17 protein-coding genes, 2 rRNA genes and 1 other annotated feature (1 of these 20 running past the window's edge) are annotated in these 16,037 nt (G+C 43.2%); of the genes, 15 read left to right on the forward strand and 4 right to left on the reverse strand.

Annotated elements, in window-relative coordinates:
• The 5 genes from AC0L13_RS20415 to AC0L13_RS20435 form a co-directional block, all read left to right on the forward strand.
• A 23S ribosomal RNA gene (locus tag AC0L13_RS20415) occupies positions 1-263 on the forward strand (it extends 2,671 nt beyond the left edge of the window).
• Between the two features lie 87 nt (positions 264-350).
• Positions 351-466 (forward strand): 5S ribosomal RNA (gene rrf, locus AC0L13_RS20420).
• A 313-nt stretch (positions 467-779) separates the two neighbouring features.
• A complete protein-coding gene (locus tag AC0L13_RS20425) occupies positions 780-1,259 on the forward strand; it encodes a glutathione peroxidase (protein WP_473642550.1) in 480 nt (159 codons plus the stop codon).
• Positions 1,260-1,368: 109 nt separating this feature from the next.
• A complete protein-coding gene (guaB, locus tag AC0L13_RS20430) occupies positions 1,369-2,835 on the forward strand; it encodes an IMP dehydrogenase (protein WP_473642551.1) in 1,467 nt (488 codons plus the stop codon).
• 146 nt (positions 2,836-2,981) lie between these two features.
• Complete coding sequence (locus tag AC0L13_RS20435; protein WP_473642552.1) at positions 2,982-4,325, forward strand: serine hydrolase; 1,344 nt, start codon at positions 2,982-2,984, stop codon at positions 4,323-4,325.
• A gap of 29 nt (positions 4,326-4,354) precedes the next feature.
• On the opposite strand, the gene pdxR is transcribed toward AC0L13_RS20435, so the two are convergent.
• Positions 4,355-5,758, reverse strand: a complete 1,404-nt coding sequence (gene pdxR / locus AC0L13_RS20440; protein ID WP_473642553.1) for a MocR-like pyridoxine biosynthesis transcription factor PdxR — start codon at positions 5,756-5,758, stop codon at positions 4,355-4,357.
• A 100-nt stretch (positions 5,759-5,858) separates the two neighbouring features.
• Between pdxR and pdxS the strand changes: the two genes are divergently transcribed.
• From pdxS to AC0L13_RS20465, 5 genes are all read left to right on the forward strand, one after another.
• Complete coding sequence (pdxS, locus tag AC0L13_RS20445; RefSeq protein WP_473642554.1) at positions 5,859-6,704, forward strand: pyridoxal 5'-phosphate synthase lyase subunit PdxS; 846 nt, start codon at positions 5,859-5,861, stop codon at positions 6,702-6,704.
• A 140-nt stretch (positions 6,705-6,844) separates the two neighbouring features.
• Complete coding sequence (locus AC0L13_RS20450) at positions 6,845-7,063, forward strand: DUF6199 family natural product biosynthesis protein (RefSeq protein WP_473642555.1); 219 nt, start codon at positions 6,845-6,847, stop codon at positions 7,061-7,063.
• 8 nt (positions 7,064-7,071) lie between these two features.
• A complete protein-coding gene (locus AC0L13_RS20455) occupies positions 7,072-7,650 on the forward strand; it encodes an NUDIX hydrolase (protein ID WP_473642556.1) in 579 nt (192 codons plus the stop codon).
• 47 nt (positions 7,651-7,697) lie between these two features.
• Positions 7,698-7,909, forward strand: a binding site (T-box leader).
• A gap of 68 nt (positions 7,910-7,977) precedes the next feature.
• Positions 7,978-9,252, forward strand: a complete 1,275-nt coding sequence (gene serS, locus AC0L13_RS20460; protein ID WP_473642557.1) for a serine--tRNA ligase — start codon at positions 7,978-7,980, stop codon at positions 9,250-9,252.
• A gap of 242 nt (positions 9,253-9,494) precedes the next feature.
• Positions 9,495-9,932: a hypothetical protein gene (locus AC0L13_RS20465; RefSeq protein ID WP_473642558.1), complete on the forward strand. Its 438-nt coding sequence runs from the start codon at positions 9,495-9,497 to the stop codon at positions 9,930-9,932.
• A gap of 152 nt (positions 9,933-10,084) precedes the next feature.
• On the opposite strand, the gene AC0L13_RS20470 is transcribed toward AC0L13_RS20465, so the two are convergent.
• The 3 genes from AC0L13_RS20470 to tadA form a co-directional block, all read right to left on the reverse strand.
• On the reverse strand, positions 10,085-10,366 hold the full coding sequence (locus tag AC0L13_RS20470; protein ID WP_473642559.1) for an NUDIX domain-containing protein: 282 nt from the start codon (positions 10,364-10,366) through the stop codon (positions 10,085-10,087).
• Positions 10,366-10,989 carry a hypothetical protein gene (locus AC0L13_RS20475; RefSeq protein WP_473642560.1) on the reverse strand — a complete coding sequence of 208 codons (624 nt, stop codon included), beginning with the start codon at positions 10,987-10,989 and terminating at the stop codon, positions 10,366-10,368. The genes AC0L13_RS20470 and AC0L13_RS20475 overlap by 1 nt, the downstream gene beginning before the upstream one ends.
• A gap of 254 nt (positions 10,990-11,243) precedes the next feature.
• Positions 11,244-11,741, reverse strand: a complete 498-nt coding sequence (tadA, locus tag AC0L13_RS20480; RefSeq protein ID WP_473642561.1) for a tRNA adenosine(34) deaminase TadA — start codon at positions 11,739-11,741, stop codon at positions 11,244-11,246.
• 132 nt (positions 11,742-11,873) lie between these two features.
• Between tadA and AC0L13_RS20485 the strand changes: the two genes are divergently transcribed.
• The 5 genes from AC0L13_RS20485 to AC0L13_RS20505 all read left to right on the forward strand — a co-directional run bounded on the left by AC0L13_RS20485 (position 11,874) and on the right by AC0L13_RS20505 (position 15,967).
• On the forward strand, positions 11,874-12,509 hold the full coding sequence (locus AC0L13_RS20485; RefSeq protein WP_473642562.1) for a deoxynucleoside kinase: 636 nt from the start codon (positions 11,874-11,876) through the stop codon (positions 12,507-12,509).
• Complete coding sequence (locus tag AC0L13_RS20490; protein ID WP_473642563.1) at positions 12,506-13,174, forward strand: deoxynucleoside kinase; 669 nt, start codon at positions 12,506-12,508, stop codon at positions 13,172-13,174. Before AC0L13_RS20485 ends, AC0L13_RS20490 begins: the two co-directional genes overlap by 4 nt.
• A gap of 184 nt (positions 13,175-13,358) precedes the next feature.
• Positions 13,359-14,486: a YibE/F family protein gene (locus AC0L13_RS20495; protein WP_473647182.1), complete on the forward strand. Its 1,128-nt coding sequence runs from the start codon at positions 13,359-13,361 to the stop codon at positions 14,484-14,486.
• Positions 14,483-15,253, forward strand: coding sequence for a YibE/F family protein (locus AC0L13_RS20500; RefSeq protein ID WP_473642564.1), 771 nt, complete (start codon positions 14,483-14,485; stop codon positions 15,251-15,253). Before AC0L13_RS20495 ends, AC0L13_RS20500 begins: the two co-directional genes overlap by 4 nt.
• A 141-nt stretch (positions 15,254-15,394) precedes the next feature.
• The gene (locus AC0L13_RS20505) at positions 15,395-15,967 is read left to right on the forward strand and encodes an acetylglutamate kinase (RefSeq protein ID WP_473647185.1); all 573 of its coding nucleotides are present in this window, start codon (positions 15,395-15,397) and stop codon (positions 15,965-15,967) included.
• The last annotated feature ends 70 nt before the right edge of the window (positions 15,968-16,037 follow it).

Consider the following 16,037-nt stretch of genomic DNA (forward strand, 5'->3'; position numbering starts at 1 on the left):
TGAGAGGAGCTGTCCTTAGTACGAGAGGACCGGGATGGACACACCGCTGGTGTACCAGTTGTCTTGCCAAAGGCATCGCTGGGTAGCTATGTGTGGACGGGATAAATGCTGAAAGCATCTAAGCATGAAGCCCCCCTCAAGATGAGATTTCCCATTACATTTGTAAGTAAGATCCCTCAAAGAAGATGAGGTGGATAGGTCCGGGGTGGAAGCGTGGCGACACGTGCAGCTGACGGATACTAATCGATCGAGGACTTAACCTTATCAGTTAAGAAGTACGGTTGAACTTGAGTTCAGCAACAATGTTGGTTTTATCCGGTTTTGAACGAACAAGCATCGTTCATACATAGTCTGGTGACGAAGGCGAAGAGGTCACACCCGTTCCCATACCGAACACGGAAGTTAAGCTCTTCAGCGCCGATGGTAGTAGGGGGCTTCCCCCTGTGAGAGTAGGACGTCGCCGGGCAAAGGCCATCCCCTGTGGGGGATGGTTTTTTTGTATTTACATTTGTATCATTTCAATCATAGGGGCAGCGTTATGCGTTTTTAGAGTTGTTTATGCGCGTTTGCAAAAAAATATGCTCCTTTATTATGATTTATGCGTGGTTTTAAGACTTTATGCTTCTATGAATCGTTTTATGCGTGAATATCGGCATTTATGCGTTATTGGGTAGGGGAGGGTGCATATTGGAGGTGTAACTATTCGTTGATCATCTTTGCATTGCCTGTAAAGTTGACTTATTGTTGATTAATAACGACTAGGAAAGGTGATGATGAATATGGCTTCCGTTTATGACTTTTCAGTTGAAAGACCAGACGGTACTTTGCAATCAATGAAGGACTACGAAGGGTTGGTTACCGTCATTGTTAACACGGCGAGTAAATGCGGATTTACGGAACAGTTTAAAGAGCTTCAAAAGCTTTATGAGGATTACCGTGAACAAGGATTTGTCGTTCTAGGCTTTCCTTCCGATAACTTCATGAATCAAGAATTCGAGTCGATTGAAGAGACGTTATCGTTTTGTGAAAGGAATTACGGAGTGACGTTTCCGATGTTTGATAAGGTTGATGTTGTTGGTAGTAATTCTGTTCCGTTGTTTTCCTATTTAATAGAACAAAAGAAGGGACTGCTCACTGAGGGCATCAAATGGAATTTCACAAAGTTTCTCATTGATCGTCAAGGCAATGTTGTGGAGCGTTTTGCACCGCAAACTTCCCCGGTTAAAATGAGAGCAGCAATTGAAAAGTTAATTCAGTGAATTTATGGAATTCATTTTCTTATTCCAGTCGCCTTGACACGTCCCATAAGCGCTGATAACCTTTTAATAATATTCAACTGCAGATAATGATATTAGAGGAGGAAACGAAATGTGGGAATCTAAATTCACTCGTGAAGGATTGACTTTCGACGATGTATTGCTTGTACCGGGTGCTTCAGAGGTATTGCCAAAGGATGTAAATCTTTCGGTCCGTTTGACGGAGAAAATGACGTTGAACATTCCAATTATCAGTGCTGGGATGGATACGGTAACTGAGTCAAAAATGGCAATTGCAATGGCGCGTCAAGGCGGACTTGGTGTTATTCATAAAAATATGACTATCGAAGAGCAGGCAGAGCAAGTTGTAACGGTGAAACGTTCAGAGAATGGCGTTATTACAAATCCTTTCTTCCTCACTCCTGAACACCAAGTATTCGATGCGGAGCATTTAATGGGCAAGTATCGTATATCTGGCGTTCCAATCGTAAACAATATGGACGAGCAAAAACTTGTTGGTATTCTGACGAATCGCGATCTGCGCTTCATCCAAGATTATTCGCTTATCATCAATGATGTGATGACGAAGGATAATTTAGTGACAGCCCCAGTCGGGACGACGTTGGAAGATGCTGAAAAGATTTTGCAGCAATATAAAATCGAGAAGCTGCCGATTGTCGATGAAAATGGAATCTTAAAAGGGCTTATTACAATTAAAGATATCGAAAAAGTGATTGAGTTCCCGAATGCTGCGAAAGACAGCCAAGGTCGTCTACTCGTAGGAGCAGCGGTTGGTGTAACATCCGATACGATGGTACGGGTTCAGAAACTCGTTGCTGCAGAAGTTGATGTCATCGTCATCGACACAGCACATGGTCATTCGAAAGGTGTGCTCGACACGGTTGCTCAGATCCGTAAAGAGTATCCAGACCTTGATATCATTGCAGGGAATGTAGCGACTGCGGAAGCGGCTGCAGCATTGTACGAAGCAGGCGCCGATGTTGTCAAAGTAGGAATTGGGCCAGGGTCTATTTGTACGACACGCGTCGTTGCTGGTGTAGGCGTGCCTCAAATCACTGCAGTTTATGAATGTGCTTCGGAAGCACGCAAACAAGGAAAAACGATCATTGCAGACGGTGGAATTAAATATTCCGGCGATATCGTAAAAGCTTTAGCTGCCGGCGGACATGTCGTCATGCTAGGAAGCTTGCTTGCCGGAACGACTGAAAGCCCTGGAGATACGGAAATATTCCAAGGCAGACGTTTCAAAGTATACCGTGGAATGGGATCAGTCGGCGCAATGGAACATGGTTCCAAAGACCGTTATTTCCAAGAAGATGCGAAGAAGCTAGTGCCGGAAGGAATCGAAGGTCGTATGCCTTACAAAGGGCCTCTTGCAGACACGATCCACCAACTCGTTGGAGGAATCCGGGCGGGCATGGGCTATTGCGGAACGAAAGATCTTCATGATCTTCGTGAGAAAGCGCAGTTCATCCGCATGACTGGTGCAGGTCTTCGTGAAAGCCATCCGCACCAAGTGCACATTACGAAGGAAGCGCCAAACTACTCCATTTCCTAACAAGCAGTAGTTATAAATAAGGAACTTCAGCACCTTTCCACACGTCTTGATATGAGCGGAAAGGTGCTTTTTTAATCGAACCCCCTAATCGTGTTCATGATGTGTTAAAATATAAAGTGGAAAATTGCAATGACGGAGGTATATTGGTGAAACGGGAAATGAGAAAATGGGTTGCTTTGCTGATCATTCCATTTGTATTAATGATGACGTTCGGCACAGCGCCTGCACAAGCAGAATCGACACTTGGCATTCACGTGGATGGTGCCATTCTAATTGACGCGGATAGTGGAAAGATTTTATACGAAGAGAATGCGGATACACCACTCGGCATTGCAAGTATGTCAAAAATGATGACTGAATATATCTTATTTGAATCAATAAAAGAAGGTAAAATCAGTTGGGATCAAGAATACAAAGTAACTGATTACACATATGCGATCTCCCAGGACAGGCGTTTAAGCAACGTTCCGCTTCGGAAAGACGGAACGTATACGATCAGGGAGCTTTATGAAGCATTAGCAATTTATTCGGCGAATGCTGCTACAATCGCGATTGCTGAAACGATTGCTGGTACGGAAACGGAATTCTTAAAATTGATGGATGCTAAAGCGAAGGAACTTGGCTTAGTTGATTATAAATTCGTCAATTCCACAGGTTTGAACAATGAATACTTGCAAGGGATGCATCCGCAAGGGACTGGCGAAAAAGACGAGAACGTCATGCCTGCCAAATCGGTTGCACGACTTGCATACCATTTGATGAAAGATTATCCGGAAGTGTTAGAAACGACGAAAATCAATTCGAAGGTATTCCGTGAAGGAACATCGGATGCTATTAAGATGGACAACTGGAATTTCATGCTTCCAGGTTTCGTTTATGAATATGAAGGCGTGGACGGATTAAAGACAGGAACGACCGATTTCGCAGGCCATTGCTTTACAGGTACGGCGAAACGGGGCGACAAGAGGCTCATCGCTGTTGTTATGAAAGCTGTTGATGCAAATGGAGTCGGCTCCTATAAGGCGCGCTTTGATGCGACAAGAGCGTTATTCGATTATGGATTCAGCCAGTTCTCCAATGAGGAGCTTCTTTCTTCGGGCTATCAATTCAAAGAGCAGAAAACATTGCCTGTCCATAAAGGAAAAGAGAAGACAGTTACAATCGAAGTGAAAGAGCCAATCAAAGCGATGATCAAATCGAATGAAAAGGATCTTTACGAACCGAAGCTTGTATTAGATGATTCCCTGCTGAAAGACGGTGCGTTAGAAGCGCCGGTCAAAAAAGGCACAGTCGTCGGACATGTAGAGCTTGTTAAAAAAGAGGGCGAAGATTACGGATTTATCGATTCGAAAGACCTCGGCATGGAAGTCGTCGTCACAGACGATGTCGAAAAAGCCGGATGGTTTGCGTTAATGATGAGTGCAATCGGTGATTTCTTCGCAGGTATTTGGGAAAGTGCAACCGGGTTTATAAAAGGTTTATTCAAATAAAAAAAGGTGATGGGTCCTTCTAGGATCCTTCACCTTTTTTCTATATTCCAAGCATTCATCAGTCGCTCGACTGCCCATGTGATTCTGTCGTCTGCCAACCCTCCGAAACCGATTAAGAAGGACGGCTGCACACTTTTTGTGGCTTTGCGATACTCATTCAAACCATAGACGCGAATGCCTTGGCCTAGAGCTGCCTTGGTTAATGAGTCCTCATTCTCATCTGTACGTACATTGATGAGGATGTGCATGCCTGCCTCGTCCCCCGAGAATGAAATCGTCGGTGCATATTGCCGAAAGGAATCGGTGAGCAATTGTAATTTGCGTTTATACACCTTTCTCATCCGGTTCAAGTGACGGGCAAAATGGCCGTCCGCCATGAAACGAGCTAGCGTGTGTTGGTCAAGCCGCGGTACTGTCGATGAGTAATGGATGAATGCCTCCTCGTAGTGTTTGAGCAAAACAGGAGGAAGCACCATATAGGCAATCCGCAGTGATGGCATGAGAGATTTTGAAAAGGTACTGACGTAGATGACGTTGCCCGCTTTGTCCATCCCTTGCAAAGAAGGGATCGGGCGGCCTGTATAGCGGAATTCGCTGTCGTAATCGTCCTCTATGATAAAATTGCCGGCATGAGTTGCCGCCCAGTTCAACAAAGCTGTTCTACGAGCTGCAGAGAGCACTGTGCCGGTCGGGAACTGATGGGATGGTGTCACGTAAGCCACGGTTGCTTCCGACTGCTGGAGCGCCTGTACGTCCATTCCTTCTGTGTCGACTGCAATCGGCACAGCTTCCCGGTTGTTATGGAAGAATACGTGGTGGGTGAGCGGATATCCCGGATCCTCAATGGCATACTTTGCTCTCGGTCCTAGAAGCCGGATGAGCAGTGGCATAAGCTGTTCCGTACCCGAACCGACAATGATCTGGTCCGCGGAGCAATCGACCCCTCTCGAGTGATATAAATACTTCGCGATTTCCTGCCGAAGCTCTACATCTCCATGTGGATGACCTAAGAGCAGAAGGTGCGGCGACGATTCATCGATGGTATCTTTTGCGTATTTCCGCCACTGTGCGAAAGGGAATGACTCCGTATCGATTTTACCCGGTGAGAAATCAATTTCGAGTTCTTTTCGTACCTCTTTTGCAGTAAATTTGATTTCCTCGGTGGGCTGTACATATGCCAATTCGCCGACTTCCTGTACAAAATAGCCTCTTCGTGGTTTGGATGTAATAAATCCTTCTGCTGTCAATTGCCCATAAGCAATTTCAATCGTCGTCTGACTGACGTCTAGGAATTCACCTAGTTTCCGTTTTGAAGGCAGCTTTTCACCGACAATGAGCTTCCCTTCGGTGATGTCTTTCCGAATTTGCTGGTAAATTTGCTCGTACAGTGGAGTTTCACTTTCTTTATTGAGTTCAATCAATAACATTTCCATGTGCGCACCTCAATCTGACCCCTTAGTTTATCTTTAAACTGGTCATTTCAATATGGTCATAGTCTAGTATACTGAATGAAATGAAAAGGGGGAAGAGTAAATGGATTTTAAATATGGCGGCGTAATTATGGATGTTATCAACGCGGAGCAGGCAAAAGTAGCGGAGGCGGCAGGTGCAGTGGCGGTTATGGCGCTTGAACGTGTCCCATCGGATATACGGGCAGCGGGCGGGGTTGCTCGGATGGCAGATCCGCGCATCGTTGAAGAAGTACAAAAGGCAGTTTCAATTCCGGTTATGGCAAAAGTGCGGATCGGACATATTTCGGAAGCGCGTGTATTAGAAGCAATGGGTGTGGATTTCATCGATGAAAGTGAAGTGTTGACTCCGGCGGATGACGAGTTCCATTTATTGAAGAGCGACTATAAAGTGCCGTTCGTCTGTGGCGCTCGAAATCTCGGTGAAGCGGCGCGCCGTCTTGGAGAAGGGGCAAAGATGCTTCGTACGAAAGGTGAGCCGGGAACGGGCAATATCGTTGAAGCGGTACGCCATCTACGCCAAGTGAATGCGCAAGTGAATCAAATCATTCATATGAATAATGATGAGTTGATGGTGGCTGCAAGAGACTTGGCAGCGCCTTATGACGTGCTGCTAGCGATCCGCGAAGCGAAGCGTCTACCGGTTACGAATTATGCAGCAGGCGGCGTAGCGACCCCTGCGGACGCGGCACTGATGATGGAGCTTGGCGCAGACGGCGTATTCGTCGGTTCCGGTATCTTTAAATCCGACAACCCTGAACGCTTCGCGCGTGCGATTGTCATGGCAACGGAAGATTTCCGGAACTATGCATTGATCGGTGATTTATCCAAAGACATCGGCACGCCAATGAAAGGTCTAGAAATAAGTAAGTTAGCAGAAAGTGAATTAATGGCGGTACGTGGAGTTTGATGGGAAGAGGTCCAGAGCATACGTTGTATGTTCTGGATTTTTTTATTGTTATGTATGTTATGAGATGTTTTAGAAACATTTAATGAGGAAATAGCGTATTAAAGAATAGAAGGCGTAAATGTAACAAGGAGGTGGGCGGGATGGCTGAAGCGATTTTTTTGTTCATCCTCTTCGTTCCAGTCAGTGTATTGACATTTTTGGCTCCACGGGAAATGATGTTATTTGGGAAACGGTGGCAATATGATGGGGAGCCTGAATTTTCAAGGGGAGCAATTCTTTATACGAAAATCACTTCTGCAATCGTTGCTGTAGTGTTCACATTGATCCTTGTTGTTAGTATAATCAATGTATTTCGTTGAAAGGGAGTATGAAGTTGGTAGAGTTACTGAAAGTATTCGATGAAGATTATAAGTATGTATGTGATGAAACAAGAGAAATCGTTCATAAGAAAGGCTTGTGGCACGAGACATTCCATTGTTGGCTCTTGGATGAGACAAATGTTTTTATTCAAAAAAGAAGCGCCACTAAAAAGGACTTCCCAAGCTTGTATGATATTACAGCGGCGGGCCATTTGTTGGCGGACGAGGACGTTATAGATGGAATCCGTGAAGTGGAGGAGGAGCTTGGCATACAAGTGGACCTTTCCAAGTTAAAACGGATGGGCGCCGTTCGAGATGTCATTAAGCTGCCGGATTTCATTGACCGGGAATTTGCGAATGTTTTTCTATATCAATCAACCTTTGCGCCGGCTGATTTCACATTGCAAAAGGAGGAAGTAGAAAGCATTCACGCTGTTTCAATCGGGGATGTACAGGCACTTTTTAAGGGAGAAGTAGAAAATATCGTTTGCTTAGATGGCAATCATATAAGCTTGAATGATTTTGTTCCACATGAAACAGAATATTTTAACGCTATTGCGGATATGTTAAAGACTATAACTTCTTGAACCTTGCAAAAAGTGACTGTATGTAGTAAAGTGATGTTAATTTCAAATTAAAGACGATGATGGGAAGCAGTAGCAAGCACGTTTTTCAAAGAGAGCCGGCGGGTGGTGTGAGCCGGTAAAGACACTTGTGAATCCGTCCCTGAGTAGCCAGGCTGAACGAAGAGTAGGCCTAGCCGGACATTGAACCGTTATTTCAAAGAGTGGATCAGCTTTTTGCTGGTCAATTTGGGTGGCAACGCGGGTAGTTCTCGTCCCTTGTATAGGGGATAGAGGGCTTTTTTTGTGTCTGAAAATAATCGTCACATTCAAAACTGAGGAGGAATCACTATGTTAGACATTAAAATGCTTCGTGCGAACTTTGATGAAGTGAAAGCTAAGCTTACGAAGCGCGGAGAAGACTTGACGGATTTGGATAAATTTGTCGGACTGGATGAAAAACGTAGAGAACTGATTGCGAAAGTGGAAGTACTGAAAGCGGAGCGAAATGAAGTTTCGCAAAAAGTAGCGGAAATGAAACGTAACAAGGAAAATGCGGATGACGTAATCGCACGCATGCGTGAAGTCGGAGATGAAATCAAAACACTTGATGAGCAATTGCATCAAGTCGAAGAAGATTTGAATTATATCATGATGCGCATTCCGAACATCCCGCATGAATCAGTTCCAGTTGGTGACAGTGAAGATGATAATGTCGAAGTCCGTACATGGGGAGAAAAACCAGAATTTACTTTCGAACCGAAGCCGCATTGGGAAATCGGGACGGATTTGAACTTGCTCGATTTTGAACGTGCAGCAAAAGTGACGGGCAGCCGTTTTGTGTTTTATCGTGGACTAGGTGCGAGACTAGAGCGTGCGTTGATTAGCTTTATGCTCGATCTACATGTAGAGGAGCATGGCTATGAAGAAATGCTGCCGCCATATTTGGTGAACCGTACGAGCTTGACGGGTACTGGCCAACTTCCGAAATTCGAAGAGGATGCGTTCTTGATCGAGGAAGAGGATTATTTCTTAATTCCGACGTCTGAAGTTCCGGTGACGAACTATTACCGTGACGAAATTCTCGACGGTGCTCAATTGCCGATCGCTTATACTGCATACAGCACGAACTTCCGTTCAGAAGCAGGGTCTGCGGGTAGAGATACACGTGGCTTGATTCGCCAGCATCAGTTCAATAAAGTTGAGCTTGTCCGCTTTGTGAAGCCGGAAGAGTCTTATGAAGAGCTGGAAAAATTGACAGGACATGCGGAGAAAGTGCTTCAATTGTTGGGCCTTCCATACCGTGTCTTAAAAATGTGCACAGCGGATCTTGGGTTCACAGCAGCGAAGAAATACGATATCGAAGTATGGATTCCGACGCAGGACACGTACCGTGAAATCTCTTCTTGCTCGAATTTCGAAGACTTCCAAGCGAGACGCGCGTCTATCCGTTTCCGCCGCGAGCAAGGTGCGAAGCCTGAATTCGTTCATACGTTGAACGGAAGCGGTTTGGCGATTGGACGGACAGTTGCAGCCATCCTGGAAAACTTCCAGCAAGAGGACGGATCTGTCATCGTTCCAGAAGTATTGCGTCCTTATATGGGTGGAAAAGAAGTTATTCGATAAAAGTAAAGACACATACGATAAGTCACTCGAACTTACCATAATGGGTTCGCTCTGTTGGTGGAAAGAAAAACATACAGCACTGAAGTGACCCAGAATAGTTGAATAGTGGCGAGTTAGGCAAGAGTCCAGTATTGTACGGGATTCTTGCCTTTTAGTTTTGACGTGATAAATTGAAAACCTATGACAAAATTAGATATTATGAAAGGACAATAATTCCTCTAAGGCGAAAGGTGGGACTACATATGGAAAGGCAACCTACGATGACTATTTGGAAACCTACTAAAGAATTTGCCGAAGAATTGGGTAGAGCGATCAAATTCAAATTAAAAGTTGATCCTAAAAAAGGGCTAGTTATCACGCTGATTGACAAAAGGAAAATAGAAGTAGACTTTATATATGATAGGGGAGTAGCAGTTATGGGGGATAGGGTAGTGTCTTTCAGATATACTACTGAGATCCCAATGTCTTACCTTGATTATCCTAAGGAAAATGTTGGGGATCAATTTGGCCTCCTGCTTTTTAAGGCGGTAGACTCTAATTATATTGACAGATTTAAACCCTTTTTCCCCGACGATTTAGCACATCGTTTGGAACATCATATTTATCCAGTAAACAATGGAATAATTGAAGTGATTTGCGACTACGAGCCGAAGATAGTCTTGAACAAAGGAGCTCATTAATTTAAAAAGCTTCTTCCAGTAAATCCTTCAGCCCGTTAGGATAAAGAACTTTTTCTCCAGAAATTAATTCGTCTTTACTGACCCACTTTGCAACAGCAACTTTCATCCCTTCTGTTACAGTGAAGTTTTCTTTCTGATATAATCTTTTATCTTTAAATTACTATATATATTTGAATTAATTCATGACCAATATCTTCGTCTATTTTAAAAATATTTTCCAGGCAAGAAATATAGCGACTTATAACAATTTCAACACCCAATTTTTCATAGAACTCCCTTACGACTGTTTCATCAGACCTCTCCCCAAGTTCTATTGTTCCGCCGATAGGACGATAATAATATCCTATTCCTTTCGAGTGTTTTCCTTCTTGCTCCTCTAATAGAATATAATTATCTTTAATGATTAACCCCAATGACTTTGTACGTGGATACATCAATGTTCATTCCCATATTTCTTATTGAATGCATCAATCCATTCCATATCTATAGGACCATTCAAGACCTTGTAGTAGCCGGGCTTGTTAAAGAGCATCAGCCGGTTCGGGTGGATGGAAGCACCCGACCCTTTGCCCTTCTTTGGGGATATCAAGAACCCAAATCCTCTTTCCATCGAAACATTTTGATCCCACTCAGAATCCTTCATTTTTTTCACACGATATTGGCTGAGGAATTCCAATAATTCCTCAACAGGCTCTGTCTCTTCCGTCCGCCATCCTTCATAGTTGAAATTCATCGACACGAAATTCGATGCTTGATAAGAGAATAATTCGTCCAACCTTTTTTCCCGATGATCATCATATAGATTCCAAGAAAAGAGCAAGGCAACCACGATGATGCCGATGAAATGAATCTTCAACGGTATTTTTTCAACAAGGAATCTTGCCGTCAGAAATGCTGCGGGAATGAGTAATAAAATGACAATCAGATAGAAGATGATGTCCGGTATGAAGCTGCCGTAAATCCATCGATTCCATACATAAGCAGAAATTCTGAAATAGAGCAAGAAAAACAGAAGACCCCAAACGAAGAGCATAAATTTACTTTTCGTTGAATCCATTACTTTCAACCCCCTTGCGTTACGTGTAAGTTGTATGGGCTAATCAACAATTTGTAATCTATTTTAACACACAACTTATAACGCTAATTGGAATTATCAATCTATCACTGCTGAATGATTTTTACCGTAGCCATTCTATCCAGCTAACTAGTAAAGATCATAATATACCTACAAAATTCGGGACACAATTTAGATGTAAATTGTGTCCCGAAATACGGTGATATTTAATGTTTTCTCCTCAGCAAACGAACCCGTTAGACTTCCCGCATTGCCCTTTTTTGCTCTTTTTTCTTTTCCCGCAATGCTCGAAAAAACTTTGATAACATGTCGCCGCATTCATCCGCAAGCACGCCTTCCGCCACTTCGCATTCATGATTGAAACGCGGGTCGTTCAGCAATCGGTACAATGAATCAACGCAGCCGCCTTTCGGATCACGCGCCCCATATACGACGCGTGGAATCCTTGATTGTAAAATCGCACCAGCGCACATCGGGCAAGGCTCGAGCGTCACATACAACGTCGTTTCTTCCAATCGCCAGCTGCCAATCGCACTGCATGCATCTTGGATGGCAGATAATTCTGCGTGTGTGACCGCATTTTGGGACGTTTCACGTAAATTATGCCCAGTGGCAATTATCTCTCCATCTTTCACGATGACTGCTCCAATCGGAACTTCGCTAAGTGCTTCCGCTTTTCTAGCTTCTTCTATCGCCAGCCGCATGAAGTGGCGGTCTGTTTCAAATACATCCATCTGTCATCTCTCCTTGCAACTAGTGTATCATCCTGCAAAGTGTCCTTGCCATTTTTCGACAACATCTATGTTTCAACACCCTATTATGATAAAATGAAGTGCAGAAATTGACGAATCAAAGGAGAGCATTTTATGTCTGTTCCGTTCATTACGGTAGAGGGGCCGATCGGCGTAGGCAAAACGACGTTGTCAAAAGCGATTGCAGAAGCGCAGCGGTTCCATCAGTTAAGCGAAATTGTGGATGAAAATCCATTTTTAAATAAATTTTATGAAGACATCGAGGAATGGAGCTTCCAAACTGAAATGTTCTTCCTATGCAACCGTTATAAACAGCTGAGCGATATTCAAAAGAAATATTTAAGCCAACAACAGCCTGTCGTGGCGGATTATCATATATTCAAGAACCTCATTTTTGCAAGGCGCTCACTTCCTGCGGATGAATACGCCAAGTATGAAGAGATTTACCATATATTAACGAAGGACATGCCTGTTCCGAATGTCATCATTTATTTACACGCAACACTTGATACGTTGATGAAACGGATTGCACTGCGCGGGCGGGACTTCGAAAAGAATATCGATCCTTCCTATCTGCAAAGGCTGTCGGAGGATTATGAACAGTTCATCGCAGACTTTGAAGCTGCACATCCGGACATCCCGGTCCTTCATTTCAACGGTGATGAAATAGACTTTGTCAATGACGAACGGGATTTACAAGCGATTCTCAGCAAAGTCGATGAGACGATACGAAAAGGAGCAATACAATGAATTTAAGAGAAAAATATGGGATTCCGAAGAATGCGGTCATCACGATTGCGGGGACAGTTGGAGCCGGTAAATCGACAATGACGAATGCACTTGCCACGGCATTGGATTTTCGGACTTCATTGGAAAATGTAGATAAGAATCCGTATCTTGACCGCTTTTACGATGACTTTGAAAAATGGAGCTTCCATTTGCAAATTTATTTTCTTGCGGAACGTTTTAAGGAACAGAAACGGATTTTCGAATATGGCGGCGGTTTCATTCAAGACCGTTCCATCTATGAAGATACAGGGATCTTCGCCAAGATGCATAAAGACAAAGGGACGATGGATCCGATCGATTATGATACGTATACGAAGCTGTTCGACGCGATGGTCATGACACCATATTTCCCGCATCCTGACTTGCTCGTCTATTTGGATGGACCATTTGAGAAAATCATCGCGCGTATCCAGGAGCGAGGCCGCTTGATGGAACAGCAGACGCCGCTGTCCTATTGGGAAGAGCTGCATGAGCGTTATGTAAAGTGGATCGATTCTTTCAATGCTTGTCCTGTACTTAGAATTGATATTACGGATTACGATTTAAAAAGCAATCCACATGAGGTGGAAACGGTCGTTGAGCGGATCGGCAATATGCTGAATTTGTCTGCAACCCTAAAAAAATAATAGTGACAGAAGCATCGTGAATGAATCATTTGCGGTGCTTCTTTCGTTTTGATTGAATAGAACCGAAAATTCCCCTCAAACTTTGATATAGTGGGGATGCCTAATTGGCTGAAAAAGGGTATCAGAAACTGTGAACAATGCAAGAAGGGTTGTCTATACTGGAGGGTTTTATTTGAATGTTGTCATGAGCAGATTAAAAAAGACGACATATAAACAGATTCTAATTGTCGCTGTACTAGGACTATGCTTTGCTGTCTCTATGTTCGTCGTTAACCATAATTACTCTTTTTACGAGCAGCCAATCGCCAAAGTCATTCAAACTGAAATCGCAGATGCATCCGATATTACGGATATGAATAATAACAAAGATCGTCTGTTCACACAGCACATAATTGCTGAAGTAAAAAATGGAGAACATAAAGGGGAGCTAATCCAATTAACGAATAAGTATTCCTCATCTGGGGCTTATGATCAACAATACCGTGTTGGGAATGGACTGTTCGTTTTGATTGATGCGAATAAGGCGGGAGATTCTACGTTAACCGGAAGTATCACGAATGTAAAACGTGACCAATTCGTTGTGCTGATTGCTTGGATTTTTGTTTTTACGTTACTCATTGCAGGGAAGAAGCAAGGCTTGCTGTCAATTATAAGCTTAGCCGTAAACGCTACATTACTTTCATTTGCCTTGGATGTTTACATTAAAAACCCATCGATCAGTTTAGTTTTGATATGCGCTGTTAGCGGGATTATCTTCACTATTATTTCCTTAACAATCGTCAGCGGTTTGAATGAAAAGACCTACGCTGCCATAATAGCGACATTGTTAGGGACATTCATATCCCTCGGCCTTGCCTATCTCGTTATTTGGGCCACTTCAGGAAACGGGCTCCGCTACGAAGAAATGCAATTTTTGACGCGTCCCTACCATATGGTCTTTATGGCAGGATTGCTCATCGGATCGTTAGGTGCCGTAATGGACGTCGCGATTACGATGTCCTCTTCACTCTTCGCTTTATACGAACAAAATAACGACATATCCGTGAAGGCACTGAAAGCCTCAGGTATTGATATCGGCAAGGATATTATGGGGACGATCACAAGCATTTTGTTTTTCGCTTATATTAGTGGGTCAATTCCTGTCATCATTTTATACTTAAAAAATGCTTCCCTTCTGGGCTTCACCCTTTCCATGAATCTTTCACTAGAATTGGCCCGAGCTCTCGTCGGAGGAATTGGAATTGTATCGACGATTCCGATCGGTCTTTATACGACCCTTTATTTTGTGAATCGAAAGAGGACGAGATCATGAATGTAATTGTTGTGCTAGCGCTCATTTTATTTGTACTCATGTTGATTGTCGGTGGGAAAAAAGGAGTCAGGTCTTTTATTTCCTTATTCTTGAATTTTGGCGTCATCATGTTCACAATTTTCCTGATGACAAATCCACAATGGAATCCCATAATCATAACGATTATTGCATGTGTACTCATTAGCTGCATCAGCCTGTTTTATATTAATGAAGTAAACAGTAAAACGATCGCTGCTTTTATTTCTACGATAGTTACAATTGTATTGTTGCTCTTCTTTATTGTCATTGTAACGAAATATGCAATGATTCAAGGCTTTGGCGAAGAGGAAATAAACGAGCTAGGCGTATTTTCACTTTTCATTGGCATCGATTTCACGAAACTTTTAGCTTCAGTAATTATTATGAGTACAATCGGTGCCATTATGGATGTGGCTATTTCAATGGCAGCTTCCATGCATGAAATCTTCAACAACAATCCATCAATCAGCAGGAGAGATTTATTTGCTTCGGGAATGAGCGTCGGGCGAGATATTTTAGGTGCGGATACGAATACATTGTTTTTCGTATTCTTCGGAGGCTATCTGGCATTGCTGTTATGGTTCAAAGATCTTCATTATTCCGTTGGGGGAATTATCAACTCCAAAATATTCAGTGCCGAAATGATTTCGATTCTTTGTGCCGGTATCGGAGTGGCACTGAGTCTTCCAATTGCTTCGGGCATCAATGCATATCTTTTAATTAGGAAAAGGGAAAAAGGGCAGGTGTAAAGTGTATCCAACAAATCCATAGCTGCTCCTTTCACCGATATCATTCCTATCGAATACTATATGTACTGACCCAAGTATGAATATTGGAGTGGTAGAGTGAACCAATATTATGGAATTGACTCGGCGTATCCGAAGGTTCCTATGAGCCCTTCACGACCTATCAATTGTTATAGCGGCGCACAAGTGACATTATGGAATAAAAACCGTCTGCTTTGGGAGCAGCATGTCACATGGACACGAATGGCTATTACTGCAATTGTTTTCAAGCTACCTGATTTGAAGTTTGTACTTGCACGCCTATTGCGTAATGCAACGGATATGGGGAATGCCCTGAGACCATATTATGGCGATAAAATTGCAGATGCGTATCGTGATCTCATTTCGGAACATTTGATGATTGCGGCAGATTTGGTGACTGCTGCTGTAAATGGAGATACGGAAAAGGCAGAACAGAAAGAAGCGGAGTGGTACCGAAATGCAGACGAAATCGCAGAATTTCTGAATAGGATTAATCCTTACATCGACAAAGAAGCATTTCGGAAAATGATGTATTCCCATTTGGCTTTGACGAAGCTCGAAGCGGTATGTATGATCCAAAAAAATTTCGAATTGGAAGTGCAAGTATTCGACCAAATTGAGGCAGAAGCGTTGATGATGGCGGATATGATCTCGGAGGGCATATTTAAGCAATTTCCTTACATGTTCCTACCATGATAAAAACATATTGCGTTAACTAAACTAAAGTGAACAGTGGATATTACGTTAGCAAACGTAAGTATCCACT

The organism is Sporosarcina sp. QA0331, assembly GCF_055808055.1.

What these genes read in the sequence shown, in the direction of transcription:
- AC0L13_RS20490 (WP_473642563.1), top strand. Translation starts at nt 12,506, where the DNA reads ATGAATTTAAGAGAAAAATATGGGATTCCGAAGAATGCGGTCATCACG.
- AC0L13_RS20475 (WP_473642560.1), bottom strand. Translation starts at nt 10,989, where the DNA reads ATGGATTCAACGAAAAGTAAATTTATGCTCTTCGTTTGGGGTCTTCTG.
- tadA (WP_473642561.1), bottom strand. Translation starts at nt 11,741, where the DNA reads ATGGATGTATTTGAAACAGACCGCCACTTCATGCGGCTGGCGATAGAA.
- AC0L13_RS20485 (WP_473642562.1), top strand. Translation starts at nt 11,874, where the DNA reads ATGTCTGTTCCGTTCATTACGGTAGAGGGGCCGATCGGCGTAGGCAAA.
- pdxR (WP_473642553.1), bottom strand. Translation starts at nt 5,758, where the DNA reads ATGGAAATGTTATTGATTGAACTCAATAAAGAAAGTGAAACTCCACTG.
- AC0L13_RS20465 (WP_473642558.1), top strand. Translation starts at nt 9,495, where the DNA reads ATGGAAAGGCAACCTACGATGACTATTTGGAAACCTACTAAAGAATTT.
- pdxS (WP_473642554.1), top strand. Translation starts at nt 5,859, where the DNA reads ATGGATTTTAAATATGGCGGCGTAATTATGGATGTTATCAACGCGGAG.
- serS (WP_473642557.1), top strand. Translation starts at nt 7,978, where the DNA reads ATGTTAGACATTAAAATGCTTCGTGCGAACTTTGATGAAGTGAAAGCT.
- AC0L13_RS20505 (WP_473647185.1), top strand. Translation starts at nt 15,395, where the DNA reads ATGAGCCCTTCACGACCTATCAATTGTTATAGCGGCGCACAAGTGACA.
- AC0L13_RS20470 (WP_473642559.1), bottom strand. Translation starts at nt 10,366, where the DNA reads ATGTATCCACGTACAAAGTCATTGGGGTTAATCATTAAAGATAATTAT.
- AC0L13_RS20495 (WP_473647182.1), top strand. Translation starts at nt 13,359, where the DNA reads ATGAGCAGATTAAAAAAGACGACATATAAACAGATTCTAATTGTCGCT.
- guaB (WP_473642551.1), top strand. Translation starts at nt 1,369, where the DNA reads ATGTGGGAATCTAAATTCACTCGTGAAGGATTGACTTTCGACGATGTA.
- AC0L13_RS20455 (WP_473642556.1), top strand. Translation starts at nt 7,072, where the DNA reads ATGAAGTTGGTAGAGTTACTGAAAGTATTCGATGAAGATTATAAGTAT.
- AC0L13_RS20425 (WP_473642550.1), top strand. Translation starts at nt 780, where the DNA reads ATGGCTTCCGTTTATGACTTTTCAGTTGAAAGACCAGACGGTACTTTG.
- AC0L13_RS20500 (WP_473642564.1), top strand. Translation starts at nt 14,483, where the DNA reads ATGAATGTAATTGTTGTGCTAGCGCTCATTTTATTTGTACTCATGTTG.
- AC0L13_RS20450 (WP_473642555.1), top strand. Translation starts at nt 6,845, where the DNA reads ATGGCTGAAGCGATTTTTTTGTTCATCCTCTTCGTTCCAGTCAGTGTA.